Annotated in this window: 28 protein-coding genes and 2 other annotated features; of the genes, 18 read left to right on the top strand and 10 right to left on the bottom strand. The window is 44.3% G+C overall.

Annotated elements, in window-relative coordinates:
* The first annotated feature begins 5 nt into the window (after positions 1-5).
* The 4 genes from glgB (at position 6) to glgA (ending at position 5,885) form a co-directional block, all read left to right on the top strand.
* Positions 6-2,027, top strand: a complete 2,022-nt coding sequence (gene glgB, locus OP489_RS01530) for a 1,4-alpha-glucan branching protein GlgB (protein ID WP_266162626.1) — start codon at positions 6-8, stop codon at positions 2,025-2,027.
* Positions 2,028-2,044: 17 nt separating this feature from the next.
* Positions 2,045-3,268 carry a glucose-1-phosphate adenylyltransferase gene (locus tag OP489_RS01535; protein ID WP_266162627.1) on the top strand — a complete coding sequence of 408 codons (1,224 nt, stop codon included), beginning with the start codon at positions 2,045-2,047 and terminating at the stop codon, positions 3,266-3,268.
* On the top strand, positions 3,265-4,383 hold the full coding sequence (gene glgD / locus OP489_RS01540) for a glucose-1-phosphate adenylyltransferase subunit GlgD (protein WP_266162628.1): 1,119 nt from the start codon (positions 3,265-3,267) through the stop codon (positions 4,381-4,383). Before OP489_RS01535 ends, glgD begins: the two co-directional genes overlap by 4 nt.
* Positions 4,384-4,457: 74 nt before the next feature.
* Entirely contained in the window at positions 4,458-5,885 is a 1,428-nt protein-coding gene (glgA, locus tag OP489_RS01545; RefSeq protein WP_266162629.1) for a glycogen synthase GlgA, read from the top strand.
* A gap of 88 nt (positions 5,886-5,973) precedes the next feature.
* Here the strand turns inward: glgA and OP489_RS01550 are convergent, their stop codons facing one another.
* Complete coding sequence (locus tag OP489_RS01550; protein WP_266162630.1) at positions 5,974-6,687, bottom strand: YczE/YyaS/YitT family protein; 714 nt, start codon at positions 6,685-6,687, stop codon at positions 5,974-5,976.
* Between the two features lie 121 nt (positions 6,688-6,808).
* Positions 6,809-7,492 carry a helix-turn-helix domain-containing protein gene (locus tag OP489_RS01555; protein ID WP_266162631.1) on the bottom strand — a complete coding sequence of 228 codons (684 nt, stop codon included), beginning with the start codon at positions 7,490-7,492 and terminating at the stop codon, positions 6,809-6,811.
* A gap of 119 nt (positions 7,493-7,611) precedes the next feature.
* Between OP489_RS01555 and OP489_RS01560 the strand changes: the two genes are divergently transcribed.
* From OP489_RS01560 to OP489_RS01580, 5 genes are all read left to right on the top strand, one after another.
* Entirely contained in the window at positions 7,612-8,367 is a 756-nt protein-coding gene (locus OP489_RS01560; RefSeq protein WP_266162632.1) for a histidine phosphatase family protein, read from the top strand.
* A 41-nt stretch (positions 8,368-8,408) separates the two neighbouring features.
* Positions 8,409-8,638, top strand: a binding site (T-box leader).
* Between the two features lie 124 nt (positions 8,639-8,762).
* Positions 8,763-10,496, top strand: coding sequence for a 2-isopropylmalate synthase (leuA, locus tag OP489_RS01565; RefSeq protein ID WP_266162633.1), 1,734 nt, complete (start codon positions 8,763-8,765; stop codon positions 10,494-10,496).
* Positions 10,493-11,563, top strand: coding sequence for a 3-isopropylmalate dehydrogenase (gene leuB / locus OP489_RS01570; protein ID WP_266162634.1), 1,071 nt, complete (start codon positions 10,493-10,495; stop codon positions 11,561-11,563). The genes leuA and leuB overlap by 4 nt, the downstream gene beginning before the upstream one ends.
* A gap of 100 nt (positions 11,564-11,663) precedes the next feature.
* Positions 11,664-12,686 carry an alpha-hydroxy-acid oxidizing protein gene (locus tag OP489_RS01575; RefSeq protein ID WP_266162635.1) on the top strand — a complete coding sequence of 341 codons (1,023 nt, stop codon included), beginning with the start codon at positions 11,664-11,666 and terminating at the stop codon, positions 12,684-12,686.
* A 56-nt stretch (positions 12,687-12,742) separates the two neighbouring features.
* Positions 12,743-13,624: a DUF6612 family protein gene (locus OP489_RS01580; RefSeq protein ID WP_266162636.1), complete on the top strand. Its 882-nt coding sequence runs from the start codon at positions 12,743-12,745 to the stop codon at positions 13,622-13,624.
* A gap of 54 nt (positions 13,625-13,678) precedes the next feature.
* Here OP489_RS01580 and OP489_RS01585 read toward each other — a convergent pair whose 3' ends face one another.
* The 6 genes from OP489_RS01585 to OP489_RS01610 all read right to left on the bottom strand — a co-directional run bounded on the left by OP489_RS01585 (position 13,679) and on the right by OP489_RS01610 (position 18,571).
* Positions 13,679-14,167, bottom strand: coding sequence for a deoxycytidylate deaminase (locus tag OP489_RS01585; protein WP_266162637.1), 489 nt, complete (start codon positions 14,165-14,167; stop codon positions 13,679-13,681).
* Positions 14,168-14,182: 15 nt separating this feature from the next.
* Positions 14,183-14,377 carry a hypothetical protein gene (locus OP489_RS01590; RefSeq protein ID WP_266162638.1) on the bottom strand — a complete coding sequence of 65 codons (195 nt, stop codon included), beginning with the start codon at positions 14,375-14,377 and terminating at the stop codon, positions 14,183-14,185.
* Entirely contained in the window at positions 14,374-15,237 is an 864-nt protein-coding gene (rsmA, locus tag OP489_RS01595) for a 16S rRNA (adenine(1518)-N(6)/adenine(1519)-N(6))-dimethyltransferase RsmA (protein ID WP_266162639.1), read from the bottom strand. The genes OP489_RS01590 and rsmA overlap by 4 nt, the downstream gene beginning before the upstream one ends.
* Positions 15,238-15,267: 30 nt before the next feature.
* Positions 15,268-16,962 carry an arginine--tRNA ligase gene (gene argS / locus OP489_RS01600; RefSeq protein ID WP_266162640.1) on the bottom strand — a complete coding sequence of 565 codons (1,695 nt, stop codon included), beginning with the start codon at positions 16,960-16,962 and terminating at the stop codon, positions 15,268-15,270.
* On the bottom strand, positions 16,955-17,392 hold the full coding sequence (locus OP489_RS01605; RefSeq protein WP_180341533.1) for a DUF1934 domain-containing protein: 438 nt from the start codon (positions 17,390-17,392) through the stop codon (positions 16,955-16,957). Before OP489_RS01605 ends, argS begins: the two co-directional genes overlap by 8 nt.
* A 102-nt stretch (positions 17,393-17,494) precedes the next feature.
* On the bottom strand, positions 17,495-18,571 hold the full coding sequence (locus OP489_RS01610) for a D-alanine--D-alanine ligase family protein (RefSeq protein WP_266162641.1): 1,077 nt from the start codon (positions 18,569-18,571) through the stop codon (positions 17,495-17,497).
* Between the two features lie 261 nt (positions 18,572-18,832).
* Between OP489_RS01610 and mltG the strand changes: the two genes are divergently transcribed.
* The 9 genes from mltG (at position 18,833) to rplL (ending at position 24,217) form a co-directional block, all read left to right on the top strand.
* Complete coding sequence (mltG, locus tag OP489_RS01615) at positions 18,833-19,594, top strand: endolytic transglycosylase MltG (RefSeq protein ID WP_266162642.1); 762 nt, start codon at positions 18,833-18,835, stop codon at positions 19,592-19,594.
* Between the two features lie 167 nt (positions 19,595-19,761).
* On the top strand, positions 19,762-20,580 hold the full coding sequence (locus OP489_RS01620; RefSeq protein ID WP_266162643.1) for a hypothetical protein: 819 nt from the start codon (positions 19,762-19,764) through the stop codon (positions 20,578-20,580).
* 153 nt (positions 20,581-20,733) lie between these two features.
* Complete coding sequence (gene rpmG / locus OP489_RS01625; protein WP_180341529.1) at positions 20,734-20,883, top strand: 50S ribosomal protein L33; 150 nt, start codon at positions 20,734-20,736, stop codon at positions 20,881-20,883.
* 15 nt (positions 20,884-20,898) lie between these two features.
* On the top strand, positions 20,899-21,135 hold the full coding sequence (secE, locus tag OP489_RS01630; protein WP_266162644.1) for a preprotein translocase subunit SecE: 237 nt from the start codon (positions 20,899-20,901) through the stop codon (positions 21,133-21,135).
* 15 nt (positions 21,136-21,150) lie between these two features.
* Positions 21,151-21,672, top strand: a complete 522-nt coding sequence (gene nusG / locus OP489_RS01635; RefSeq protein ID WP_180341527.1) for a transcription termination/antitermination protein NusG — start codon at positions 21,151-21,153, stop codon at positions 21,670-21,672.
* A gap of 152 nt (positions 21,673-21,824) precedes the next feature.
* A complete protein-coding gene (rplK, locus tag OP489_RS01640; RefSeq protein WP_180341526.1) occupies positions 21,825-22,250 on the top strand; it encodes a 50S ribosomal protein L11 in 426 nt (141 codons plus the stop codon).
* 74 nt (positions 22,251-22,324) lie between these two features.
* On the top strand, positions 22,325-23,017 hold the full coding sequence (gene rplA / locus OP489_RS01645; protein ID WP_266162645.1) for a 50S ribosomal protein L1: 693 nt from the start codon (positions 22,325-22,327) through the stop codon (positions 23,015-23,017).
* Positions 23,018-23,058: 41 nt separating this feature from the next.
* Positions 23,059-23,217, top strand: a sequence feature (ribosomal protein L10 leader region).
* Between the two features lie 27 nt (positions 23,218-23,244).
* Positions 23,245-23,787: a 50S ribosomal protein L10 gene (gene rplJ / locus OP489_RS01650; protein ID WP_180341524.1), complete on the top strand. Its 543-nt coding sequence runs from the start codon at positions 23,245-23,247 to the stop codon at positions 23,785-23,787.
* A 49-nt stretch (positions 23,788-23,836) separates the two neighbouring features.
* The gene (gene rplL / locus OP489_RS01655; RefSeq protein WP_266162646.1) at positions 23,837-24,217 is read left to right on the top strand and encodes a 50S ribosomal protein L7/L12; all 381 of its coding nucleotides are present in this window, start codon (positions 23,837-23,839) and stop codon (positions 24,215-24,217) included.
* A 125-nt stretch (positions 24,218-24,342) separates the two neighbouring features.
* Here rplL and OP489_RS01660 read toward each other — a convergent pair whose 3' ends face one another.
* Entirely contained in the window at positions 24,343-24,729 is a 387-nt protein-coding gene (locus OP489_RS01660) for a VOC family protein (protein WP_266162647.1), read from the bottom strand.
* A gap of 51 nt (positions 24,730-24,780) precedes the next feature.
* Positions 24,781-26,133: a D-alanyl-D-alanine carboxypeptidase family protein gene (locus OP489_RS01665; RefSeq protein ID WP_266162648.1), complete on the bottom strand. Its 1,353-nt coding sequence runs from the start codon at positions 26,131-26,133 to the stop codon at positions 24,781-24,783.
* Positions 26,134-26,158 lie beyond the last annotated feature (25 nt).

Consider the following 26,158-nt stretch of genomic DNA (forward strand, 5'->3'; position numbering starts at 1 on the left):
TTAATATGCAAAAAAGCAAAAAAGAAAATGATTTGCCTTTGTATCTTTTTCACCAAGGCACGAATTGCCGTACATATCAGTATCTAGGTGTTCATAAAAAGCTAGAATTGGGAAAAGAAGTAATGCAGTGCCGCGCATGGGCGCCAAATGCAAAAGCAGTTTCTATGGTAGGCGATTTTAATAACTGGGATCCTCTGGCAGCGCCGATGGAAAAGATTAGTGATGGAGTTTGGGAGTGTACGCTTCCGTTTGTCTTACAAAAGTATGAACGATATAAATTTTGTGTGACAACGGACGAGGGAGAAGAGCTTTATAAGATCGATCCCTACGCATTCCATTTTGAAACCCGTCCCGGCACAGCCTGCCGCTATTATGAGATTTCTGGATATCAATGGCATGATGACGACTGGCAGAAACAAAAGTTCCGTCATCCGCATGATACGGCTCCCGTTAATATTTATGAGGTACATCTCGGTTCATGGCGGCGCTATCCGGATGGAAATCCATTCAGTTACGAAAAACTTTCGGAAGAATTGATTCCCTATGTCAAAAAGATGGGCTATACGCATATCGAAGTGATGCCTGTAACAGAATATCCATTTGATGGTTCGTGGGGATATCAGGTAACTGGATATTTTGCACCGACTTCCCGATACGGAACGCCGCATCAGTTTATGAAATTGATAGACGATTGCCATAGAGCTGGAATCGGTGTCATTATGGATTGGGTTCCGGCACATTTTCCAAAGGATATGGCAGGACTTGCTCGTTATGATGGTACGCCCTGCTATGAGTATAGCGACCCAAGAAAAGGAGAACATAAGGATTGGGGCACACTGGTCTTTGATTATGGCCGCAGTGAGGTTATGAGCTTTTTGATTTCCAGCGCGGTATTCTGGCTGACAGAGTATCATATCGATGGAATTCGAGTGGATGCAGTTGCTTCGATGCTGTATCTGGATTATAGCCGAAAAGAGGGAGAATGGCTTCCGAATAAGGATGGCGGAAGAGAAAATCTGGAAGCGGTCGCTTTTTTGCAGCGGCTGAATCAAACGGTTTTCAGAGAATGTCCGCAGGCGATGATGATTGCAGAAGAATCAACAGCATGGCCGCTTGTGAGCAAACCTTCCGAAGTGGGCGGTCTGGGATTTAATTACAAGTGGAACATGGGCTGGATGAATGATATGCTGCGCTATATTTCGCTTGATCCCATCTATCGAAAGTTTAACCATGACAGTCTGACGTTTTCATTTTTCTATGCATTTTCGGAAAACTATATTTTGCCGATTTCTCATGATGAGGTCGTCCATGGAAAATGTTCTTTGATCAATAAGATGCCTGGAGACCGACAACAGAAATTTGCAGGAGTGCGGGCATTTATGGCTTATATGATGGCGCATCCAGGCAAAAAGCTCAGTTTTATGGGGAATGAATTCGGCCAGTTTGTCGAATGGAATTACGAAAAGGAGCTGGACTGGGGACTCCTGGAAAATCCGGAACACCAGCAACTGCACCGCTTTTCTCGGGAACTCAACTTGTTTTATCAGGAAATGTCGCCCCTTTGGGAGATTGATTTCAGTTGGGATGGATTTTCATGGATCAGCAATGATGATTACACCCAGAGCGTGATTGCTTTTCAGCGTTTTGACAAGAAGAAGAAAAATTTGATCGTCGTTTGTAATTTCCTTCCGGTAGATCATCCGGATTATAGGATTGGGGTTCCCGAAAGTGGGATCTATGAGGAAATCTTTTCGACAGACCGCACAGAATACGGCGGCAGCGGCGTGACAAACGGCAGCGGAATCAGAAGCAGCAAGAAATTTCCGATGCATCATCAGGAGCAATCAATTTCACTTCATTTGGCGCCGTATGCGGTAATCTATCTAAAACTCAAACGCCACAGTCCTCAAAAGAGAATGCCAACTTTAAAAAAAGGAAAAAAGCAGAAATTGCAAAATTTAAAAAAGTCAAGTAAAACAACTTCCCAAAAAAGTGCTGCACGGTTGCATAGCAGTAAAGAGGTTTGATAGAAGGAGGAATTAACATGTTACCTAAACAAGAAGTCGTGGCAATGCTTTTGGCAGGAGGTCAGGGAAGCCGCCTTGGTGTTTTGACCAAAAAGCTGGCAAAACCGGCGATTCCCTATGGAGGAAAATATCGGATTATTGATTTTCCTCTCTCCAACTGCGTCAATTCAGGAATCGAAACAGTCGGCGTGTTGACTCAGTATCAGCCGCTGATTTTAAATGAATATGTAGGCTCCGGTCAGCCATGGGATCTCGATCGTATGAATGCCGGGGTTACGGTGCTTCCCCCGTATCAGCGCAGTAAGAAGTCGGATTGGTACAAGGGTACTGCCAATGCGATTTATCAGAATATTCCGTATATTGAACGGTATAATCCGGATTATGTTCTGGTCCTTTCCGGCGACCATATTTATAAAATGGATTATTCGAAAATGATTGCGTATCATAAAAAGATGGAAGCGGCATGTACAATTGCTGCTCTCGAAGTCCCAATGGAAGAGGCTTCTCGCTTTGGAATTCTCAATACCAATGAGGATGGTGTAATCGAAGAATTCGATGAAAAACCAAAAGAGCCAAAGAGTAATCAAGCTAGTATGGGCATTTATGTGTTTACTTGGAGCAAACTGCGGCAGTATTTGGAAGAGGATGAAGCGAATCCTAAGAGCAGCAATGATTTCGGACATGATGTACTGCCGGCGATGCTGAGTGCCGGCGAAAAAATGGTTGCATATCACTTTGAAGGATATTGGAAAGATGTTGGCACCATCGAAAGTCTCTGGGAGTCTAATATGGATCTGCTCAATCCTAAAATGCAGATGGATCTTGCACAAGAGGACTGGAAAATTTATTCCCGAAATCCCGTAATGCCGCCGCATTATATCGCAAGGGGTGCAAGAGTGCAGAATTCTATTGTTGCAGAAGGCGGCAATGTTTATGGCACCGTTGATTTCTCAGTGCTGTTTTCCGGCGTTTATATTGCGCCGGGAGCGGTTGTGCGGGACTCCATCATTATGCCTGGGACTCGTGTTGAAGAGAATGCGGTGGTTCAGTATGCGATCGTTTCAGAAAACTCTGTAATCGGGAAAGGCTCTGTTGTTGGAGAACGGCCGGAAGATATGAAAGATAAATCGGCGTGGGGTGTCGCAGTTGTCGGGGATAACTGTACGCTTGCTCCTAATTCGGTCATTCCTCCCAAAGCAATGGTGGATTCGGAAACTTTGGAAGAGGTGGAGACAAAATGAATGGGAATAATGTATTGGGAATTATTTTCTCCAACGTTCATGAGGAAAAACTGAGAGAGCTGACAGAGATCCGTACGATGGGCAGTGTCCCTTTTGGCGGCAGGTATCGTCTGATCGATTTTGGACTTTCAAATATGGTGAACTCTGGGATCAATAAAGTCGGTGTTATCACGAAGGCAAACTATCAGTCTTTAATGGACCATCTTGGCTCTGGAAAAGCATGGGACCTTTCCAGAAAACGCGAGGGATTGTTTCTTCTACCGCCGTTTTCTGCAAATTCTTCTCAATATTCCAGCAGCCGGGTAGAAGCACTTTCTTCCATTCGCCGTTTCCTTCAAAATTCCAAAGAAGAATATGTGGCGTTGATGGATGCGGATTTTGTCTGTAATATTAAATTTTCCGATGTGATGGCATCCCATCTTGACAAAGAGGCCGATATGACGATCGTTTATCGTTACGGTGAAGTCCCCAGCGGATTGCCGGCGCCGTTGGTTTGCGATGTGGACCCGGATGGGGTAATTCAGGACGTATTGGTGGATCCAAAATTGCAGGGAGCCTGCAATTATGCGATTGGCCTGACCATTCTTCGCCGGGAGCTTTTGATGGAACTGGTAGATGACTGTGTCAGCCGCAACCTTTATGATTTTAAACGTGATTTTATTCAGCGCAATGTACGCCGCCTTCGAGTCTGTGGATATGCGTTTACCGGATATATTCGTCATCTTTGCAGTATCAATGAATATTTCGAAGCAAGTATGTCGCTGATGCAGCCGGCAGTTCGTGCTGAACTTTTTAATGCGGAGCGCCCGATTTATACAAAGGTGCGGGATGATATGCCTGCACGGTATGGCCTGGAGTGTTCCGTGCAGAACAGTATTGTAGCAGATGGCTGTGTAATTGAAGGAGAAGTTGAAAATTGTATTCTGTTCCGCGGAGTCCATGTAGGGAAAGGCAGCCAGATACATAATTGCGTAATTATGCAGGATACAAAAATCGGACCTAATTGCCAGTTAAATTATGTGATTACCGATAAAGATGTTGTCCTAAAAAATGATCGCTCTTTACAGGGCTATCAGTCTTATCCGATCTTTATCAGTAAGGGCAGCATTGTCTAACCACTTTTATCTTTTCGTGATACAAAAAGCGCTGAAAAGTTCCCTCAAAAGGACAGAAGGAGGTTCTTTAGAAGATGAAAGTTCTTTATTGCACCAGCGAGGCGAGACCTTTTGCTGCGACCGGAGGGCTTGCGGATGTAGCGGGCTCTTTGCCGCAGGCACTCCGTCAGCGTTTGGTCGGCTGCCGGGTTGTAATGCCTCTCTATGAGGATATTCCCCAGAATCTGCGCGAAGGAATGCGCTTTCTGACCAGCCTTTCGGTGCCGGTTGCGTGGCGCCGCCAATATTGCGGTATTTTTGAAGCCCGTTCCGGCGGAGTGATCTATTATTTTATTGATAATCAGTATTATTTTAAGCGTCATGGACTTTATGGACATTATGATGACGCAGAACGGTTTGCATTTTTTTCCCGTGCAATTCTTGAAATGCTGCCTTATATTGATTTTAAACCAGACATTATTCATTGCAATGATTGGCAGACTTCTATGGTGCCTACTTATTACAGCATTTTCTATGCGAATAATGATTGGTATCGCGGAATTAAAACGGTGATCACCATTCACAATATTCTTTATCAGGGAAAATACGGAAAAGAATTAGTAGAAGACGTATTAGGAATTCCAAACAGTGATTTTTCCATTCTGGAATATGATGATTGCGTTAATATGCTTAAAAGTGCGATCGAAACGGCCAACCGTGTGACGACAGTCAGCCCGACCTATGCGCAGGAGATTTTAGACCCATGGTTTTCCAGTGGACTCGATGCGATTTTGCGGGAGCGGCAGTGGAAGCTTTCCGGGATTTTAAATGGAATTGATACAAACTCCTATAATCCTGCGACTGACCCCAATATTTATCAGAATTATACGGTGGACGATATCTCTAAAAAAGCAGAGAATAAGCGTGCTCTGCAGGAACGTTTAGGACTTATGCAGGACCCAAATGTACCGATGATCGGGATGGTTACCCGCATGGTGAGCCATAAAGGACTGGATCTTGTAAAAGAAACACTGGATGGGATCATGTGGAAGTCGAATATCCAGTTTGTCATTCTGGGCAGTGGTGATTGGGAGTATGAAAACTTTTTCCGTGACATGCAGAATAAGTATCCTGGAAGACTCTGTGCCTGTATTGGATTTATTCCGGAACTGTCTCGTAAAGTCTACGCCGGAGCTGATCTTTTCCTAATGCCCAGTAAAACAGAACCCTGCGGCCTCTCGCAGATGATTGCACTGCGGTATGGGACGATCCCGATTGTCCGTGAAACAGGCGGGCTCAAAGATTCTGTCCAAGACAGTGGAGATGGCAAAGGCAACGGTTTTACCTTTCAGAATTATCAAAGCGGAGATATGGTCAATGCAATCAACCGCGCTTTGGAAGGCTATCAGAATCAAGAAGGTTGGCAGCTGCTGGTGGAACGCGCAATGCGCTGTGATATGAGCTGGGGATGTTCTGCAAAAGAATATATCAAGTTGTATCGCGGAATGCTTCAGGAAAAATAATTTTTAAATCTTTATTTTATAAAAGAAGTCCGACTTCCCTTTTTTGAGGGTGTCGGACTTTTTATGTATTCTTGTGCATTTTTATAGATTAATTTTTAGAATTTGTTTCAAAATTATTTTCCTGGTTACGTTGTCGATGAATATCTGCACTTCTCATTCGGATTAAAAGAGGATCCCATAGCTTTTCGTTAAAAAACTGCAGAAAAGGGCCCATGCAGAAAGCGGTAAAAATAGTACCTATGCCGATGGTGGCACCGAGAAGAAAGCCAATCAAAACACAGAAAAAGTCGGTTAAGACTCTCCAAAAACGAAACTGAAGTGGTGTTTTTAATTTTGCAAGGGAGATTGCAACCACGTCGTAGGTAGAGACACCTAAATCACTGGTCATGTACATCGAGGCGCAGATGCAAAGAATGATCATTCCGATTAATAGATAGAGAATCCGTGCCATAAAGTCGGGCGTGGGGGTAATTTGTAACAGCAAGCTTTTAGATAGATCGGCCATAAAACCAATTCCAATGATGTTGATAATCGTGGCAATTCCGATATAATGACGCCCATAAAAAAGCATGGCAATCAGCAAAACTAAATTGAGCCATGGATACAGCGTGCCATAGGATACATGAAAGAGGTTAGAGATCCCGGTAGCAAATGCGGTAAAAGGATCGGTCCCAAAATTTGCTACTTGAAAGAATCCAACAGAAAATCCGCAGACCAAAACACCGATGAGAGTCATCACAAGGCGGCAAATCCATTCATAAGAGCAAAATTTATGAAAGATGGACTGGAAAGGGAGACTCATGAAAAAAATCAATCCTTTCACAATACTTTTTAAGAGGTTCTTGGCTTTTGTAAAATCCATGAAGAAGCTTCATTTACAAGAGAAACAAAAACCGTTATAATAATAAAGATATTTTATTTTTTTAGGAAAAATGATTTTCTGTTTTTTGAAGTAGGGAAAAAAGAGCCGGTGCAAGATTCGGATAGGCAGCAGAAAGCTTTTCCGGCGTTAGCTGCGGAAGATGGTCTTTGGAAAGCCCCTTTTTATCTTCGATCGTTTCTCCCAGCGCAAGGCATTGCGCAGCGTTCAAAGCAAGGACCATAGAGGCTTCTGCTTTTCCGGCTGCTTGATTTTGCGAAATAGTAAACATGGCCTGAGGATTTTTGGGGTTGCTGGAATATAGAAGCCGAAAAGTACGGTATATGGAGGTTTCCAGATAAGCAGTTACCGAAGAGGTCAGCGGCTCGCAGCTACAGCTTTTTAAAATTTGATATAAAAGGCTCAGGGAACTTACAAGTAGTTTCCGATCGGGATTGTCATCTGCATCGTCACGTTTTTTGCGTGAATTTGGTTTCGCATCATCCGAAAGATCAGAAACTTTGATCGTTGCACCATTTTGATGGGGCGATAATCCCAAAAGATAATCGCAGGAAACTTTATAGTATTCGGCGACTTTTACCACGAAATCCAGTCCGCATTCCCGAATCCCTTTTTCGTAGTGAGAAAGAAGTGCTTGTGAGATCTCCAGCGAGGCTGCAACCTCCTTTTGGCTGAGCCCTCGTTCTTTTCGCAGAAGAGTTAAAATACGCGGAAAATGATTGTTCATGGTAAAATCTCCTGTCAGCTTTTGTCGATTATAAATGACATAATGTATATTATATCGTAAGAATAACAATGTGTAAACCCACTGTATTTTGTAGTCAAATCACTAAAGGAGCAGAAAGTATGCAATCTTATACAATTCATTTGATCCGGCATGGTTTAACCGAAGGAAATCTTCTCGGACAGTATATTGGCAGTACCGATTCTTCGCTTTGCAAAGAGGGAATTGCGGAACTTAAAAAGTTAAAGCAAAACTATGATTATCCGAAGGCACAGGCGTATTTTTGCAGTCCGCTTAAGCGCTGCAAAGAAACCATGAAGATCCTTTATCCGGAGGCGAAACCAATTTTAATCCGTGACCTGAGAGAGATCAGCTTTGGAGAATGGGAGGGAAAGACTGCAAAGGAGCTTGCAGCGAAAGACCCGCATTTTGCAGAATGGATGGAGTCGGGAAAAGCTTATACCCCAGAGGGAGGAGAATCCGGAGGCATTTTTATGCAGAGAACCTGCCTTGCCTTTGAAAAGATTGTAAACGGAATGCTTCGTTCTGGAACTACCAGCGCTGTTATTGTGGCACATGGCGGCTCTTTGATGTCGATTCTCAGTACTTATGGCTTGCCTCGTGCAAAATTTTATGATTGGATGACACAAAGTGGCTGTGGTTATACGATGCAGGTTATTCCTGGACTTTGGATGCGTTCTATGGTGGCAGAGGTCTGCGAAACAATTCCACCGCGGGAAAAGGCTGATCCGGATGATATATCCCGCCAGATCATTAACGCAGCGCGGGAAGCTGCCGATGAGGCTTTTGGAGAAAAAGACAAACAGAAAGAGGATTCTCAGAAGGAAACCCCAGAAACTCCCAAAAAAGACTCTTGACAAAGTAAGGTCAGGTGTTATAATAAGACAAATTCAATTTTTAAAAGGCAATGACGGGAATAAGGCATGAGCCCCTTTTTCAGAGAACCGGCGGATGGTGTGAGCCGGCAGAGGGATTGATGCGGATAGCTCATCCCTGAGCCGCCGGTTCCGATTCAGTAGGGCCGGACGCAACGGCAGCGTTATCAGAGCCGTGGCCTTGATAGAGGCTGCTGAGGGTTCCTTTGTGGAACTGAACTTGGGTGGTACCACGAATTGATTCGTCCCAAAGACAGAATAATTTCTGTCTTTGGGACTTTTTTTGTGGGAAAATCCGCACAGTCAATGAAATTCTCGGTTGGTTTTAGAGAAGGCCGGTAAACCAGTTTGATTGATAGAAAAGGAGCTGTTTTAAGATGATGTATGAGGGTTGTAAAAAGTACATTCCGTTTCAGCCGGTTTCTCTGCCGGACCGTACGTGGCCGGATCAGATACTCAATAAGGCGCCGGTTTGGTGCAGCGTAGATCTGCGTGACGGAAATCAGGCATTGGTAGATCCGATGAATCTGGAGGAAAAACTGCTTTATTTTAAAACTCTGGTTGAAATCGGTTTTAAAGAGATTGAAATTGGATTTCCGTCTTCTTCGGAGACCGAATATGAAATTTGCCGGACGCTGATCGAAAAGAATCTGATTCCGGACGATGTGACAATTCAGGTATTGGTGCAGGCCAGAGAGCATCTGATTCGTAAAACCTTTGAGGCAATTAAGGGTGCTAAAAATGTGATCGTGCATTTTTATAATTCCACTTCTACCTTACAGCGTAAAGTGGTTTTTAAAACGGATATGCAGGGAGTCATCAACATCGCAGTGGAGGGCGCAAAGCTGGTTCGTCGCTTGACGGAAGAAGAGATCAAAAGGAGCGGGGCCAATATTCGCTATGAGTATTCGCCAGAGAGCTTTTCAGGCACTGAGATGGATAACGCGGTCAAGATTTGCGAAGAAGTGCTGGATACTTTGGGGGCAACACCGGAGAAAAAAGTGATTTTGAATCTGCCCAATACGGTAGAAATGTGTACCCCCAATACCCACGCAGATCAGATCGAATATTTTATCCGCCATTTAAAGGGACGCGACCGCGCAATTATTAGTCTGCATCCGCATAATGACCGCGGCACCGGCGTTGCAGCGACAGAGCTTGCTCTGATGGCGGGAGCGGAGCGGGTAGAAGGAACCCTCTTCGGAAACGGGGAGCGTACCGGCAATGTAGATATCATGAATCTTGCGATGAATCTTTACAGTCAAGGGGTTGATCCGCACCTCGATTTTTCCAATATTCGTCATATTCGGGACGTCTACGAAAAATGTACCAATATGCGGGTGCATGACCGCCATCCTTATGCGGGAAATCTGGTCTTTACTGCATTTTCCGGATCTCATCAAGATGCGATCAAAAAGGGAATCGATTATATGCATACACATGAATCTTCTTATTGGGAGGTTCCGTATCTGCCGATTGATCCTGCCGATGTAGGCAGAGAATATGAGCCGATCATCCGTATTAACAGCCAGTCCGGAAAAGGCGGAGCTGCTTTTGTAATGCAGCAGAGCTTCGGATTCGATCTGCCAAAAGCGATGCATCCGGAATTTGGTGCAGCAATTAAAGAAGCGTGTGATGCTGCCGGAAGAGAATTGATCCCCAGCGAGATTTTTCATATTTTCCGCAAAGAATATTTGGATCTGCAGGCGCCTTATCATCTCAAGTCTTATAAGCTTTATGAAGAACGAATGAGCGATGATGAAAGCGATTCTGATGAGGAGACTCCTTCTGCAGTTCATTTTGAAGGAAATATTCGTTTTCATCACGAAGACCATCCGGTCAGTGCTATTGGGAATGGCCCGATCGATGCTTTCTTTAAGGCATTGGAACAGGTCGGAATCAAGAATTATCGGTTTGTAACTTATCGTGAACATGCAATTGACGCCGGTGCGGATAGTAAGGCAGTTTCTTATATTCAGCTTCAGGATCCCAAGGGACGCGATATTTTCGGCGTTGGGGTGCATCCGAATATCAGCATGGCATCGATCAAGGGAATTATCTGTGCGGTAAACCGTGCAGTGCTGCGGAATCAGAAGGAGGCAGAAGAATGAATACGTATCATATCACAGTCCTAAAAGGGGATGGAATCGGCCCGGAGATCGTAGAAGAAGCAATGAAAACGCTCAAAAAAGCAGGCGAAAAATATGGATTTTCGATGGAGTTTAGGGAGGCGCTTTTAGGTGGAAGCGCGATTGATGCGACAGGTGTTCCGCTGCCGCAGGAAACGATCGATTGCTGCAAAGCGGCAGACAGTACCCTTTTGGGTGCGGTTGGAGGCCCTAAATGGGATAATCAGCCCGGAAATAACCGCCCGGAAGCGGGGCTACTTGGGATTCGCGGAGCCTTAGGACTTTTTGCCAATCTGCGCCCGGCGGTTATCTTTCCACAGCTGAGAGAAGCTTCTCCGCTCAAGAGCAAAATCATTGGAGAAAATCTTGATATTCTCATTGTGCGGGAGCTTACCGGTGGAATTTATTTTGGCGAGCGGGGCCGCGGAGAAAAAAATGGAAACATTTATGCCTATGATACCGAAAAATACTCGGTATCGGAAATTCGCAGGATTGCACGCAAGGGCTTTGAAATGGCAATGAAGCGCAATAAAAAGCTTTGCAGCGTCGATAAGGCAAATGTGCTGGAATCATCCCGTCTGTGGCGCAAAACAGTTGCTGACATGGCAGAGGAGTATCCGGAAGTGGAACTTACCAATCTTTATGTGGATAATTGTGCGATGCAGTTGGTTTGCAATCCGAAACAGTTTGATGTGATCGTAACTTCCAATATTTTTGGAGATATTCTTTCCGATGAAGCTTCTATGATTTCGGGTTCTATCGGAATGCTGGCTTCGGCAAGCCTGGGTGCCGGCAAGTCAGGCCTTTATGAACCGGTTCACGGTTCGGCACCTGATATTGCGGGAACCGGAAAAGCAAATCCTCTCGCAACGATTCTTTCAGGCGCTATGATGCTGCGCTATTCTTTAGAGGAGCCGGAGGCGGCAGAAGCGATTGAGTCAGCCGTCACAAAAGCATTAGACCACGCACGTACGGCGGATATTGCTTCGCCACAGCTTCCGCAGGTGTCCTGTAAAGAGATGGGCGAATTGGTGCGGAAATTCATCTGAATAAATTTTTGCGGTGTCGAAAAGCGGCACCGCTTTTTGTTGCCATCAAAGAGAAATTCTGGTAAAATAAAAGTAACTTTATAGAGATGGAGTTAAAAAAATGACATACAAAGAAATTTTAAAAAGTGCGCAGGGACAGATGGGGCCTTTTTGTAAGGCTTGTCCTGTTTGTAATGGCTTTGCCTGTAAGAATCGGATCCCTGGTCCCGGTGCGAAGGGTACCGGCAGTGCTTTTATTCGAAATTATCAGAAGTGGCAGGAAATTTGCGTCAATTTGGATACGATTGGAGATCATGCTCCGGCTGATCCCACATTTTCCCTTTTTGGCAAAGAATTTTCTTTGCCGGTTTTTGCGGCACCGGTTGGTGCAATGCAGCTGCATTACGGCGATAAATATGACGATCTTGCTTACAATAAAATTCTGGTCTCCGCATGTGCGAAAAATGGAATTGCTGCTTTTACCGGAGATGGAACAAATCCGGCAGTCTTCGAGAGTGCGGCAAAAGTAATCGGGGAAAATAGAGGAATGGGGATTCCTACCGTAAAACCGTGGGATTCTAAAACGTTAAATGATCGGCTGAAGCTTGCAGAGAAAGCCGATCCACTTGCGATTGCGATGGATATTGATGCGGCGGGCCTTCCGTTCTTAAAAAATCTCAATCCTCCGGCAGGAAGAAAAACGGTCGGAGAACTTAAAGAAATCATCCATATGACACAGAAGCCGTTTTTTCTAAAAGGAATTATGACGGTAAAAGGTGCAAAAAAAGCGCTGGAAGCGGGTGCTTCCGGAATTGTTGTTTCGAATCATGGGGGTAGGGTGCTGGATGGGTGTCCTGCTACTGCCGAAGTTTTGTCACAGATTGCAGATGCAGTCGGTGATAAAATGACGATTCTGGTAGACGGAGGAATTCGGAGCGGCCTTGATGTTTTTAAAGCACTTGCTCTCGGTGCAGATGGTGTTTTGATTGGACGTCCTTTTGTCACCATGGTTTATGGAGGCGGAGAAGAAGGGGTCAAAACCTATGTGGAAAAGCTCAGAGCAGAACTTTGTGACACAATGGAACTTTGCGGAGCGCATACGTTGCAGGAGATTGATCGCTCGATGATTTTTAAAACAGTGTAATCTTTAATTTGTTTATATTGGGAAAAATTTATGAAAAGAAAAGGGTTGTGATAAAAATGAAGAGAGTTATCACTGGAATTTTAGCATTAGCGTTCGTGGGGACAATGTTGTCTGGCTGTGGAAATCAACAGACGCCCGCAGAAAAATTGGTGGCAGCGGCAGAAAAAACAAATCAAGCACAAAGCGTCAACAGCAAGCTAAACGTGGATTTTGGAATTGGAGCCTCTGCTAGAGGTATGAATATGAATTTGGATATGAAAATGAATTTTGATTGTACTTCTTTTAAGGATCCTCAAAAGACCAAAGCAGATGGAACACTTGATCTGGGTATTTATGGAAAACAAACAATGCAGATTTACAGCGAGAAAAAGGATAATCAGATGTTGGTTTATTCCAATACTGGTTCCGGTTGGGAGGCTGCTTCTGCTGATACGGTAAATCAGATGGATCCGTCGAAAGACTTGGAACTTTATACAGAAATCGCGCAGGATTTTAAAGAAGCTGGCACCGAAAAAATCAATGATCAGGATGCAATTAAAATTACGGGAACCATCTCCGGAGAAAATTTAAAGAAGATTTTCGATAGCAATGAATTGCTTCAAGAAGTAGAATCAATTGCTGGAGATGATGAGGAGAAGCTTGAACAGCTTTATAATAATCTCGGGAGCATTTCTGTGAATTTCTGGATTGACTCCAAGACCGGGTATTTGGTCAAAATGCAGATGGATATGGCAGATGTTATAAAGAATCTATTTTCAGAGGCAACGACACAGTCAGGGGCTCCTTCTGAAGTTGGACTCGATGTCAGTACAGCGAATATTGAAATCAGTTTCGCGAATTTTGATAAAGCAGATGACTTTACAATACCGGATGAAGCGCGCGCATCTGCGAATGACAACAATGCGAATAGCTCAAGTTCCACTGCATTAGCAGCATAAAAATAGAAAGATAAAGAAAATGCCTTTGCTAGGTTAACCCAGCAAAGGCATTTTTTAATATCCAAATGTACCACTTAAAGACTCATCGTTTTCGATCCAGTCATGAACCGGAAAGGCTTTGTATTCTGTCCGATTAATTCTGACAATCACCTGTAAAATTCCCGCGTTAATTACCATGCGTTTACACATGGAACAGGAGGATGGATTTTCTACATATTCTTTAGTGGAGGCATCGCGTCCCACCAAATAAAGAGTGGCGCCGATCATATCTCTGCGGGAGGCGCTGATAATCGCGTTTGCTTCCGCATGGACGGAACGGCAGATTTCATAACGTTCTCCACGCGGAATTTTTAACTTTTCACGAATACAGACACCGGTATCCAAACAGTTGGCGCGGCCTCTTGGAGCACCATTATAGCCGGTGGCAACGATCTCATCGTTATTGACGATGATTGCGCCCCACATCTTTCTCAGACAAGTTGAGCGTTCCGAAACTGTTTCGGCGATGTCTAAATAGTAGTTGATCTTATCTTTTCGCAGCATAACGATTTTTCCTCCTTATTGGTTTTGAGAGTGCTTAAGAGACTCGAATGCGAGAAAAATCCCGCCGAGTGCAATAACCACCGCGATCATGGAAAAAGTAATCGAGAGTGCCTCTTGTTCAAGAGGACTCAAGATCATTCCAATCAGTGCACAGACGCAGGCAATCGCAAAGAAAATCCAGCTAAGCTGTTTGTCCGATTTCTCTTTCATATGAAATCTCCTTTTGAAAGTGCGCGTGTAAGAGCCGCAAATTCATCCATTGAAAGTTGTTCAGCACGGCGGTTTTCAAGAATTTTTGCTTCAAAAAGCGCTTGCCTGGTTTTTTCTTTCGGAAGGGATAATCCTGCCGAAAGTGAATTCAGCACGGTTTTGCGACGCTGGGAAAAACAAGCGTGAACGGTCCTGAAAAAAGCTTTTTGAGAAGGAACATCGATCAAAGGCTTGCTGCGAATTCTTAACTGAATGACAGTGGAATCTACTTTTGGACTGGGCAGAAAACAATCTCTTTTTACCGGAAATAGAATCTCAGGCTCGGAATAAAACCAGACAGCTGCACTGACGGAACCGCAAGCTCTTGTCCCAGGAAGAGCACAGAGCCGCTCAGCTGCTTCTTTTTGAACCATGACAGTCAGAGCATCAATAGGAAGATCCGCTTCCAGAAGGCCCATAATGACCGGAGAAGTAATATAGTAAGGAAGGTTTGCACAGACTTCAATTTTTAAACCGGGAAATTCTGTCTTTAATAGTTCTGGAAGATCCAGCTTTAAAATATCCCCTTCCATTACATGGAGATTGGAAAAATCAGAGAGCGTTTCGGAAAGAACTGGTAAAAGCCGATGATCAAGTTCTACGGCAGTTACTTTTTGTGCACGAGAGCAAAGCTCCTTTGTTAGAACACCGATTCCCGGTCCAATTTCGAGTACACCAACTCCCTTATCTGCACCGCAGGCTTCTGCCATCCTTGGGCAGACAGAAGGGTCAATCAGAAAGTTTTGCCCCAGCCCTTTACTAAACGAAAATCCGTGACGAGATAAAATCGATCGAATCGTTTGAGGGTCTGAAAGATTCATCGGCAAAATCTCCTTTCTGTGCGATCAAAATTACATGGATTCCGGAGCGTTGATTTTTAAAAGTGCCAGAACGTTCTCCAAAACAATGGCGGTGTCGTGGCAGAGGAACAGGCGTGCTGCAGAGAGGTGTTCTTCTTCGCCCTTTATGCGGCAGGCGGTATAGAATTTATGGAACAGCGAAGCAAGGCTGAGCGCATACCGTGTGATTCTGGTAGGGTTCAGCTCTTTTGCAGCTTCTATAATTTCGTCCGTATAAGAAGAAAGAATATTAATGAGTTCCAGCTCTTCGGGAGCTTTCAGAAGCGCAAGTTCCTCTTCTGTGCAGGGGCGTGGAACCATATTTTCTTCTTCTTTGAGTTTCTTCATTACGCTGCAGATGCGCGCGTGTGCGTATTGCACATAATAGACGGGATTCTGGCTGTCCTGCTGAACTGCAAGGTCAAGGTCAAAATCGATCTCGGAAGTTGGTTCACGCAGATTAAAGAGAAATCGTGCAGCGTCTACAGGGACTTCATCGAGAAGTGTGACAAGCGTAATCGCTTTTCCGCTGCGTTTGCTGGCTTTAATCACTTCGCCGTCGCGCATCAAGCGAACCATTTGCATCAGGACGACATCCAGGCGGGAAGTATCTACCCCTAACGCCTGCAAAGCGCCTTTTAAACGCGGAACATAACCGTGATGATCGGCGCCGAATACATCGACAGCGTAATCAAAATTTCGGGTAACGAGTTTGTTGTAATGATAGGCAATATCCGGAACGACATAGGTAGGAATCCCATTTTTACGCACCAGGACAAAATCTTCGGATCCGTAATCTTCCCCTTTAAACCAAGTGGCGCCTTCTTTTTCATAAGTGGCGCCCTTTTCTTTAAGCAGCTCGACCACTTTTTCAACTTCACCGTTTTTGTGAAGTGTGGATTCTTTAAACCAGTTGTCATAGCGAATCCGATATTTGAGAAGATCCTGCTTTAATCCTTCGATATTGAGCGGCAGAGCATATTCAATTAACGCTTTGCGACGCTCTTCAGAAGAAACTTTTACATATTGATCGCCGTATTTTTGGGCGAAGCTTTTTGCGTGCTCAATAATATCGACTCCCTTGTAGCCGTCCTCCGGAAAAGGTACAGCGTCCTCTCCTTGATAAAGCTGCAAATAGCGTGCTTCCAGAGAAGCGCCGAATTTATTGACCTGATTTCCGGCATCGTTGAGATAAAATTCCCGTTCTACCTGATAACCGGCTTCTCCCAGTACGGCGGCCATGGTATCGCCCAGAACGCCTCCGCGGGCGTTGCCGACGTGCATAGGACCGGTGGGATTGGCAGATACGAATTCTACAAGGACTCGTTTTTTACCGCCAAAGTTGCTTTTTCCGTAATCTTTTCCGCAAGCATTGATGTCATTAAGGACCGCTGCGTAAAATTTAGGCTTATAAAAGAAATTCAGAAATCCGGGGCCGGCGATCTCGCAGTTTTCGAAGAAAGTATCGGAAAGAGAAATGTTTTCTTTGATCGCTTCTGCAATTTTGCGGGGAGCCATATGAAAAGTTCTGGCAGATACCATAGCGGCATTAGAGGCCCAGTTCCCATGGCTGTGGTCAGCGGGGATTTCCAACGCAAAAGCAGGAGCATCTCCTTTTGGCAGAGCCCTTTTTTCCTGCGCTTTTGCAATTGATTCGAGAATAGCTGTTTTAAGTCCTTCGGTTGCGATTCCTACATATTTAGACATCTTTGCTTTCTGCCTCCTTGACGGTAATATAAAGTTCATTGCTGCTTGCAAGACTGGAGTTGATATCCAGCGTATATTGAACCTTCAGACTGCCGCCCTTATCGGTCAGAAGATTTTGCAGTTCCGAGGTTGAAATGCCGAGCATTAAATTCCCATAGCCGGTATTGTACTGGCAAAGATACCGCTTGCCGTTTTCCAAAATCAGGTGAGTGCCGTCTGTTCCTCCGCGCATTACGGTGAGGCGGTTATTCCCTTCTATTTTTAAGATATTGGTTCTGGTGGGCTGGGAATTTTCATCATATTCTTTATACATAATATAGCGCTTATCGCCTTTGCGGACGTAAGTGCCTGTTGTGTTGACTTCAATTTCATCCGACTGTCCATTGACCTGTTGCTTGCCGAGGACGGAGATCAGATAGTTTTCTTTCATAGGTATAATTGACTCCTTAAAATGCTTCGATATCAATCAGATTATGATTCGGATTCATATCGGGCTGCAAAATGATGGATCAAAAAGCGATGGAATATAAAATCATTGATAATGCTTGCGTTCAAACGCTAAATTAATTAAATCCGTCAATAGCTCGCTGAATGATTTTCCGGCTTTTTCCCAGAGCTTTGGATACATGCTGATGCTCGTAAAGCCCGGCAAGGTATTGAGCTCATTTAAGATGACTTCTTTTCCGTCACGCACAAAGAAATCTACCCGGGCAAGGCCCGTGCAGCCTAAAAGGCGGTAAGCACGGCAGGCAGTATGACGGATTTCTTCGGAGACTTCCTCAGAAAGATGTGCTGGAATATAAAGTTGACTTTTTCCATTTTTATATTTGTCATCATAATCATAAAATTCGGCAGCCGCTGCAATTTCTCCAACACCGCTTGCCTGCGGATTTTCATTTCCGAGAACAGCACACTCCACTTCTTGACCGACTACTAAGCTTTCTACAATAATTTTGCTGTCTTCATGGGCAGCTTTTTGGACGGCAGCATCCAGTTCTTCTTCAGAATTCACGCGGCTGATTCCAACGGAAGAACCAGCGTTGGCAGGCTTTAAGAAAACTGGATATCCAAGCCGCGCTTCGATCTTTTGGCGGATCTTTAAACGTCCTTCTCCTTGATATTTATCGGCAAAGAACCAGAGGTATTCCGCTTGCCCGATTCCCCAGCTGGAGAGCAGCGTATGTGTGACCGCTTTATCCATGCAGACAGCACTAGAAAGTGTCGCACACCCCACATAGGGAATTCCGCTTAAATGGAGAAGCCCCTGCAGAGTTCCGTCCTCTCCATTTTTGCCGTGAAGCACCGGGAAGATGCAGTCGACTTTAATTACATCAAAAGAATTTTCACCTTCGAGAACGATTCCTTTGAGAGAAGTATCGGGGGAGATAAAGGCTTTTCGGTTCAGCTCATTATTTTCCCATGAACCGTCCCGCATTTCATCGGTAGAGCCGCTGAAAAGATACCAGCGGCCGTCTTTTGTAATACCCAAAAGCCGTACATCATAGAGCTCGGGGGAAAGGTGGTCGGCAACGGCGGCTGCCGAAACACAAGAAACCTCATGCTCAGAAGAGCTGCCTCCGAATAGGATCGCAATCGTTTTTTTTGCCATATCAGGAATGCCTCCAATTTTGTCAGAATTGTTTTTAAAGACAAATAATTATAATTCTTGAACTTATATGATACCACAAGAACTTTTGATGCGCAATGCTGAATTGTAGCCCCTTTTGAAAAACAAAATCTTTTTAAAAAGGGCTTTGACAGGAAATTCTTCAGCCGGTATAATAAACAAAACGAAAATTTTGCATGTTTTGCATATTTATATTTAGAAGTGATTGATTACTCTTACTAGGATAGCAGAAAGAGGCCGTCTATGAAACACAAAACTTTATTTTTCAGGATGTTCTTACTGGGGATCTGTTTATCAGTTGTTCTGCTTTGCGGCTGTCAAGCAAAAAACGTTGGCCTTTCTTCGTCCGAAAATTATGTGAAGGTGACGATTCCGTCTGGGAATACCTTTGAACAGACTGCGGAGTTGTTGGACGAAAATGGGATCTGCTCTAAAGAGGAATTCTATACAGCCTGTGAATCGTATGAACCTCAGACATTTACGATTCCGGATGATCCCAAATGTGCATTTCGAATGGAGGGATATTTGTTCCCTTCTTCTTATCTGTTTCAAAAAGGAGAAAATGCTGAGATGGTTCTAACTCAGATTTTAAAGGCCTTTGAGACAAATGCGGGAGATTTATCAAAAGATGAGTTAACCTTAGCTTCTCTGGTGCAAAAGGAAACCAAAATATCGGATGAGATGCAGATGATCGCAGGGACGTTGCAGAATCGGCTGGACAGCGGAATGATGCTGCAGCTGGACTCTACCAGCATGTATGCAGATTCGATTTCTCAAAGCAGCCTTTTACCCCATTCGGAAGATTACCAAGCCTACTATAATACGAATCAAAAAAAGGGACTTCCACAAGGACCGATCTGCAGCCCTGGAGTTGTGGCAATCGATGCGGTACGCAATCCAGCGGGAACAGATGCGCTGTACTTTTTCTTTGGCAACGATGGGAAAAGTCACTATTCGAACACATTGGAAGAACATTTGAAAGCAATGGAAAAATATGGTGTATAAAGTTTACTGTAAAATTTCCGGAGTCCTTCGGATTTCGGGGGTGACAAATCCATAATCATATAGTATAATCAAATCAATCCGGACTTTTTTAACGGTATTTTTTAGATTAGAATTAAAAAATAGTCCTAAAAATTTTGGGACTTTAAAAAAACAGGAGTGATATCATTTTGGAGCAGAGCGTTTATAATCCGCAGAACGTGTTTGAGCAAGTGAATTCCCGCGTAGGAGAAGTTCTTAACAAGAATCATTTTGAACGTCAAGGCGAAATTACTACGGAAGATGACGGCTATAGCACTGTTTATATCAAAGATGATTTGGCTTATCAGATTTATATGAATAATGAAAAGCATCAGTTTCTGCTGCGTTACTGCGGGGTAGAAAATGATGAGGTCGATGGAAAATGGCGGACACGTTCTCTTCTTTTGTTTGAACCCGAAGATGAGTCACAGATTAAAAGGGAAGTCGAAAGTGTTGTCAATGATTTTACAGAAGAGATTGCCGGCCCTTCAAAGGCTGCGATTGTTCTGAATCAGGTTCAGAAGCGCCACCGTGGCACGGAAGAAAATACAACCGATCCGGTTTTCTTTTTTAACCGTCTTGTTCCGCTCTGCAAAGATCTGCGTGATGACCTTCTGAAAGAGCGCGTTACTTACGGAGAAGTGCGTGGGGCAACATTTGCAAAAGAAAAGGTACTGCCAAAAGTTCAGTTGCTTCTAGAGAGCGGCAGCCAGTCTTCTGTTGAGAGACTTGCCAATATCTTCAGCGATTTGTATGAGGTGGGCGATCTGGATGTACGCTCCATTATTACGCTGGTTCTGATTAATGGCCTTACGGAGCAGGAATATCAAAAATTGGAGCCGCTTTTTAGCGATAACCTGAAAAAGGGCGCAAAAGCGGGGCTTGGTATGAAGGGTAAAACGGTAAAACCAGAAAAGAAAAAGAAGGCAACCCGTTATGTAGCGGATAACCTTAATGAGACTCGCTGATTATTTTTAAATTTAAAAAAGAAGTTGACAAAATACCTCTCTTTGTGGTAAACTTTTATTACCTCAAAAAGGGGTATTTTTTTTGCGCCCTTTTCGAGGGAGGCCGGAATCCCAAAGATTCCAATATTTTTCCGTACAACGGGAGGTGCCGTCATGAGAGTAAAAGTCGTATTGGCCTGCACAGAGTGCAAACAGCGCAATTACAACACGAAGAAAAACAAGAAGAATGATCCGGACAGGCTCGAGATGAATAAGTACTGCAAATTCTGCAGGAAGCATACACTTCACCGCGAGACCAAATGAACGGGGTGACAGAGAATGGCTGAAAAAGAGATGAAAAAAGGGAACGCACTGAGCCGTGCGGGCAAGCGCGCTTCTCAGTTTTTCAAGGACACCAAAGCCGAAATGAAAAAGATCGTATGGCCGACGCCACAGGCAACCTGGAAAAACACAGGTGTTGTCATTGCGTTTATCGCCGTAGTTGGTCTGTTCATTTTCCTATTGGATACGGCGTTTCTTTCCCTACTCCGTCTGATCATGAATGTTGCAGTTTGAAGGTGAGGTTTGAAGATGCCAGAAGAAGCACGTTGGTATGTAGTTCATACCTATTCCGGCTATGAAAACAAAGTTGCCTCAAACCTTGAAAAAACAGTTGAAAACCGTAATTTGCAGGATCTAGTTCAGGGGATTCGAGTCCCTACCGAGACCGTCGAAGAAGTAAAAGATGGAAAGACTCGTCAGGTAGAACGTAAAATCTTCCCCGGCTATGTTCTTGTGAAAATGGTTCTCACAGATGAATCCTGGTATGTCGTGCGCAATATTCGCGGCTGTACAGGCTTTGTCGGTCCATCCAGCAAGCCGGTTCCCCTTACAGAGGAAGAGGTCGCTTCGATGGGAATCGAAAAACGCAGCGTAGAGGTTTCTTATCAGGTGGGCGATACCGTCAATATTATTGATGGACCGTTCGATGGCTTTGCCGGTCGTGTTGAAGAAATCGATACCGAGAAAAATCGTCTGCGCGTAACGATCAATATGTTTGGGCGCGAGACTCCGGTTGAGCTGTCGCTTGACCAAGCGGAAGCTGCAGAATAATTTTGTAGCAGATCCGTTCAAAATCATCAATTTTTAGAAGATCCGCGGAGATATTCCGCTGATTTTGGGGCGCAGAGGTGCCCCAGTGGGAGAAACAGGAAAATCTATTATCCCCGTTTCGCTTTTACCACAAAATTTGGAGGTGCAGTAAAATGGCTCAAAAAGTTACCGGCTATATCAAGCTCCAGATCCCTGCCGGCAAAGCAACCCCGGCGCCGCCTGTTGGACCGGCTTTAGGCCAGCACGGTGTTAATATCATGGCGTTCACAAAAGAATTTAATGAGCGCACCAAAAAAGACGCAGGTCTTATTATCCCTGTTGTCATTACGGTCTATGCGGATCGTTCTTTCACTTTTGTCACCAAGACTCCTCCGGCTGCAGTCCTGATTAAAAAGGCTTGCAAGATCGAGACAGCTTCTGGTGAACCGAACAAAAAGAAAGTTGCAAAGATCACCAAAGAACAGTTGAGAGAGATTGCCGAAAAGAAAATGCCTGACTTAAACGCTGCAACTGTAGAAACTGCGATGAGTATGATCGCAGGTACTGCGCGCAGCATGGGCGTTGAAGTAGTCGAATAATCCGCAGATCAAATGAAACCCGGGTGGGAGGAACCCGAACAATTCCGCCATACCACTCAATAGGGAGGATTACAATGAAACATGGTAAGAAATACGTTGACAGCGAAAAGCTGATCGACCGTTCCAAATATTACGATTCAGCGGAAGCAGTGGAACTTTGCGTTAAAACCGCTACCGCAAAATTTGATGAAACCGTTGAAGTCCATGTAAAGATGGGCGTTGATGGACGTCACGCAGACCAGCAGGTCCGTGGTGCTATTGTTTTGCCGAATGGAACCGGAAAAACAATTCGTGTTCTGGCAATTTGCAAGGGCGATGCTGCAAAAGATGCCCAAGAGGCTGGTGCCGATTTTATCGGTGCTGAAGAAATGGTTCAAAAGATTCAGGGCGGCTGGATGGACTTTGATGTCCTCATCACCACTCCGGATATGATGGGCATGGTTGGCCGTCTTGGTAAAATCTTAGGACCCCGCGGTTTGATGCCTAACCCAAAGGCGGGTACTGTTACTCGTGAAATCGGAAAAGCAATCAATGAGGCAAAAGCCGGTAAGATTGAATACCGTCTGGACAAATCCAATATCATTCACTGTGTAATTGGACGCGCTTCTTTTGGTGCTCAGAAGCTTCAGGAGAACTTTGATGCTTTGATGGGCGCAATCGTAAAGGCAAAGCCTGCCGCCGCTAAAGGCCAGTATATCCGTTCTTGCGTAATCGCAACAACGATGGGCCCCGGCGTACGTCTTAACGTCAACCGTTTTGGTGCGTAAATATTTTTGATCCTTGACATACGGGAAATCGTGTGTTAAAATAATAAAGCTGTTTTTATTCAAAGACAGCAGGTGCATTTTGCATAAAGGGGAATCCCACCTGCCGAGGATAAAGCAAATACGTTTATTTATACAATTTGTATAGAATGTAATTTTGCCTTCTCCGCGGTCAACGTGGAGAAGGCTTTTTGTATAATGCGGGATTCGTTTTATGGAGGTGAAATCATTTGCCAAGTAAGAAGGTTCTGGAAGAAAAACAGCAGGTCGTAGCAGATCTGGCTGAGCAGCTGAAAAAATCCTGTGTCGGCGTTGTCGTTGACTATAAGGGAATTTCTGTTGCCGATGACACAAAGCTTCGTAAAGAATTGCGTGAAAGCGGCGACCAGTATAAAGTCGTCAAAAATACGCTCTTGAAGCTGGCTTTAAAAGAAGCTGGAATCGACGGTCTTGATCCGGTTCTGGAGGGAACAACTGCAGTCGCTTTGAGTGATAAGGACTATGTCCATGCAGCAAAAACGCTCTATACTTTTGAGAAGAACAACAAAGGTGCTACTCTGAAAGTAAAAGCTGGATTCATTGACGGAAAGGTTCTGAGCAAGGACGATGTTGCTGAACTGGCAACTCTGCCCAGCAAAGAGGAACTGGTTGCAAAAGCACTGGGAAGCCTCAATGCTCCAATTACCGGATTTGTTACCGTGTTGAACGGAACAATGAAGGCTCTTGTAATTGCGCTGAATGCAATTGCAGAAAAGCAGGGCGTAGAAGCATAATGCGCTCTTTATAAAAAATGATTATAATTTAATTTTGGAGGTATTTATCATGTCTGAGAAAGTTACAAAGCTGATTGAAGATGTAAAATCCCTGACCGTTCTGGAACTGAACGAACTCGTTAAGGCTCTGGAAGAGGAGTTCGGCGTTTCTGCTGCTGCTCCTGTTGCTGTTGCTGCTGCTCCTGCTCCTGCTGCCGCTGCTGCTCCTGCTGAAGAGCAGACTGAGTTTGATGTTGTTTTGAAGTCTGTTGGCCAGAACAAGATCGCTGTTATCAAAGTTGTCCGTGAGATCACCGGACTTGGCCTGAAGGACGCAAAGGCTGTTGTTGATGCTGCTCCTAAGGCTGTTAAAGAGGGCGCTTCCAAGGAAGATGCTGAAGCAATTAAGACAAAGCTGACTGAGGCTGGCGCTGAAGTCGAACTGAAGTAATTTCGCTTTTCCATAAAAACGAAATTTGTCTGTTGGCAAAATGAAAGAGGTACTGCAGAAAATCTGCAGTACCTCTTTTTTTACGAAAAAACACAGAAAAACAATCAATTTACTGTTTTAAAAATTCAAATGGTAATCTCGATTCGGATTTGTTCAGGGCCAAGAATGCAGCTTTCGTAATAGCCGTCTCCGGTAGTCCGAGGGCCGCTGATGGTAGGATAACCGTCTTTTTTGAGCACAGCCGTCAACTGATCAACTTTTTCTTTGCTTCCAACTGAAAACGCCAAATGATCGAGTCCAGGACAAGCAGTGCCGTTTTCTTTAGACAAAAGTTCATGGAGATTCATTAATTCTAATCGTGCACCGCCGTCATTAAAAGATAAAAAATAACTTTTAAATCCGGTCTTTGTGTTATGGTAAAGTTCAGAAGTGCTCGCCTGAAAATAAGTTTCAAAAAATGATCTCATCTGTTCCAAATCGAAAGCATAAAGAGCCAAATGTTCTATTCTCATGAACATTCAATCCTTTCAAAATATAGTCAAATCACTTCAAAAACTTCTAATTTACATTTTACGATAGCGATGAACTTTTCGCTTCGCAGTTTTCTTTTGATGACTGAGCAGTGTTAAAACGATGTAGACGATAATTAGCACCGCCAAAATAGCGGCAATCAAAACGAACCAGCGGGAAGTAACAATCCGTTTGGCAAGCGTAATAATATGAACCCATTCACTGCGGTCGACACTTTCGCTGGAAACCAGATTGACAGAACCAATTTCTTCTCCGTTATAAACCAGTTTTGCTGTTCCAACTTGGTCTCCACGTTTTACCGGTGCTGCAACCGATTGCGGTAAATTCGGCACAATTTGTACATTGCTTGGGTCAACATCATTTGGAAGAATAGCAGATACCGTTGTTTCAGGGCTTAGGAGCAGATGGTCTTTGTTCCACGCATAGTCGAGCGGAACCTCCATGGTTGCCTGCGAAGCGGACAAAACCTGTTTTAGCTGAAAGTTCTTATAGGCCCAGCGATATAGCTGACGGGTATCAAGCATTTCTTGGTGAATAACAGCTCCACTGCTGTCTGTACCGGGACTTTTGGTATTCATCATTACACACAGATAGGAGATCCCTTCTGCCCGGGCTGAACTTACCAGGCAATAGCCAGCTTCATCAGTATGTCCGGTTTTGATGCCCCGTGCGTATTGATAGTAATAAGCAGTGGCACCAATCAGGTTCTGATTAATGAGGAAGTTGGTGGAATCTACCCAGGTGCTAGTTCCTTTGCGGGGGCCATCTTTAATGGTAAAGGTATATCGAAGAGTATTTGTGATCTCATCAAAATAGTTCATCTTCATTGCGTACTGTGCGATCTTTGCGAGATCGGATGCAGTTGTATAATGGTTTTCATCCTGTAAGCCATGGGGATTCATAAAATGTGTATTGGTGCAGCCTAGATCCTGCGCTTTTTGGTTCATCATATCGACGAATTTTTGAATATCTCCGCCGCCGACGTAAGTCGCGAGTGCAACTGCCGCATCATTGCCGGAGGGTACCATCATGCAGTAAAGCAAATCGTGAGCGGATAAAACATCGCCGACTTTTAAACCAGCAAGAGAACTGCCGGATCCCGTAAGAGTATCCGACATTTGTTGTGTAAAAGTAATCATCGTATTATCAAGGTCAGGAATATTTTCAACAGCGATGATGTAGGTCATAATTTTAGTGGTAGAGGCGGGGTAGACCTTAGCATCCGGCTGCTTAGAATAGATGGTCGTATTTGTATCCAAATTGATCATCAAAACAGACTGCGCTTGTGGCTCAAAATCGGGAGAAAACGCAGCATTTGCTGAGATCGTACAGAAAAAGACTGTAAAGATGATGAAAAGAGGAAGGAGGAAACTCCGTTTCTTCATAGAACTTTTGCCTCCAATGTGATAA

It is taken from the genome of Caproicibacterium sp. BJN0003 (genome assembly GCF_026314295.1).
GTDB lineage: Bacteria > Bacillota > Clostridia > Oscillospirales > Acutalibacteraceae > Caproicibacterium.

Excerpts from the sequence above, each read along its gene's own strand:
- glgB (WP_266162626.1), top strand. The coding sequence starts at position 6 with ATGCAAAAAAGCAAAAAAGAAAATGATTTGCCTTTGTATCTTTTTCAC.
- OP489_RS01535 (WP_266162627.1), top strand. The coding sequence starts at position 2,045 with ATGTTACCTAAACAAGAAGTCGTGGCAATGCTTTTGGCAGGAGGTCAG.
- glgD (WP_266162628.1), top strand. The coding sequence starts at position 3,265 with ATGAATGGGAATAATGTATTGGGAATTATTTTCTCCAACGTTCATGAG.
- glgA (WP_266162629.1), top strand. The coding sequence starts at position 4,458 with ATGAAAGTTCTTTATTGCACCAGCGAGGCGAGACCTTTTGCTGCGACC.
- OP489_RS01550 (WP_266162630.1), bottom strand. The coding sequence starts at position 6,687 with ATGAGTCTCCCTTTCCAGTCCATCTTTCATAAATTTTGCTCTTATGAA.
- OP489_RS01555 (WP_266162631.1), bottom strand. The coding sequence starts at position 7,492 with ATGAACAATCATTTTCCGCGTATTTTAACTCTTCTGCGAAAAGAACGA.
- OP489_RS01560 (WP_266162632.1), top strand. The coding sequence starts at position 7,612 with ATGCAATCTTATACAATTCATTTGATCCGGCATGGTTTAACCGAAGGA.
- leuA (WP_266162633.1), top strand. The coding sequence starts at position 8,763 with ATGATGTATGAGGGTTGTAAAAAGTACATTCCGTTTCAGCCGGTTTCT.
- leuB (WP_266162634.1), top strand. The coding sequence starts at position 10,493 with ATGAATACGTATCATATCACAGTCCTAAAAGGGGATGGAATCGGCCCG.
- OP489_RS01575 (WP_266162635.1), top strand. The coding sequence starts at position 11,664 with ATGACATACAAAGAAATTTTAAAAAGTGCGCAGGGACAGATGGGGCCT.
- OP489_RS01580 (WP_266162636.1), top strand. The coding sequence starts at position 12,743 with ATGAAGAGAGTTATCACTGGAATTTTAGCATTAGCGTTCGTGGGGACA.
- OP489_RS01585 (WP_266162637.1), bottom strand. The coding sequence starts at position 14,167 with ATGCTGCGAAAAGATAAGATCAACTACTATTTAGACATCGCCGAAACA.
- OP489_RS01590 (WP_266162638.1), bottom strand. The coding sequence starts at position 14,377 with ATGAAAGAGAAATCGGACAAACAGCTTAGCTGGATTTTCTTTGCGATT.
- rsmA (WP_266162639.1), bottom strand. The coding sequence starts at position 15,237 with ATGAATCTTTCAGACCCTCAAACGATTCGATCGATTTTATCTCGTCAC.
- argS (WP_266162640.1), bottom strand. The coding sequence starts at position 16,962 with ATGTCTAAATATGTAGGAATCGCAACCGAAGGACTTAAAACAGCTATT.
- OP489_RS01605 (WP_180341533.1), bottom strand. The coding sequence starts at position 17,392 with ATGAAAGAAAACTATCTGATCTCCGTCCTCGGCAAGCAACAGGTCAAT.
- OP489_RS01610 (WP_266162641.1), bottom strand. The coding sequence starts at position 18,571 with ATGGCAAAAAAAACGATTGCGATCCTATTCGGAGGCAGCTCTTCTGAG.
- mltG (WP_266162642.1), top strand. The coding sequence starts at position 18,833 with ATGAAACACAAAACTTTATTTTTCAGGATGTTCTTACTGGGGATCTGT.
- rpmG (WP_180341529.1), top strand. The coding sequence starts at position 20,734 with ATGAGAGTAAAAGTCGTATTGGCCTGCACAGAGTGCAAACAGCGCAAT.
- secE (WP_266162644.1), top strand. The coding sequence starts at position 20,899 with ATGGCTGAAAAAGAGATGAAAAAAGGGAACGCACTGAGCCGTGCGGGC.
- nusG (WP_180341527.1), top strand. The coding sequence starts at position 21,151 with ATGCCAGAAGAAGCACGTTGGTATGTAGTTCATACCTATTCCGGCTAT.
- rplK (WP_180341526.1), top strand. The coding sequence starts at position 21,825 with ATGGCTCAAAAAGTTACCGGCTATATCAAGCTCCAGATCCCTGCCGGC.
- rplA (WP_266162645.1), top strand. The coding sequence starts at position 22,325 with ATGAAACATGGTAAGAAATACGTTGACAGCGAAAAGCTGATCGACCGT.
- rplL (WP_266162646.1), top strand. The coding sequence starts at position 23,837 with ATGTCTGAGAAAGTTACAAAGCTGATTGAAGATGTAAAATCCCTGACC.
- OP489_RS01660 (WP_266162647.1), bottom strand. The coding sequence starts at position 24,729 with ATGAGAATAGAACATTTGGCTCTTTATGCTTTCGATTTGGAACAGATG.
- OP489_RS01665 (WP_266162648.1), bottom strand. The coding sequence starts at position 26,133 with ATGAAGAAACGGAGTTTCCTCCTTCCTCTTTTCATCATCTTTACAGTC.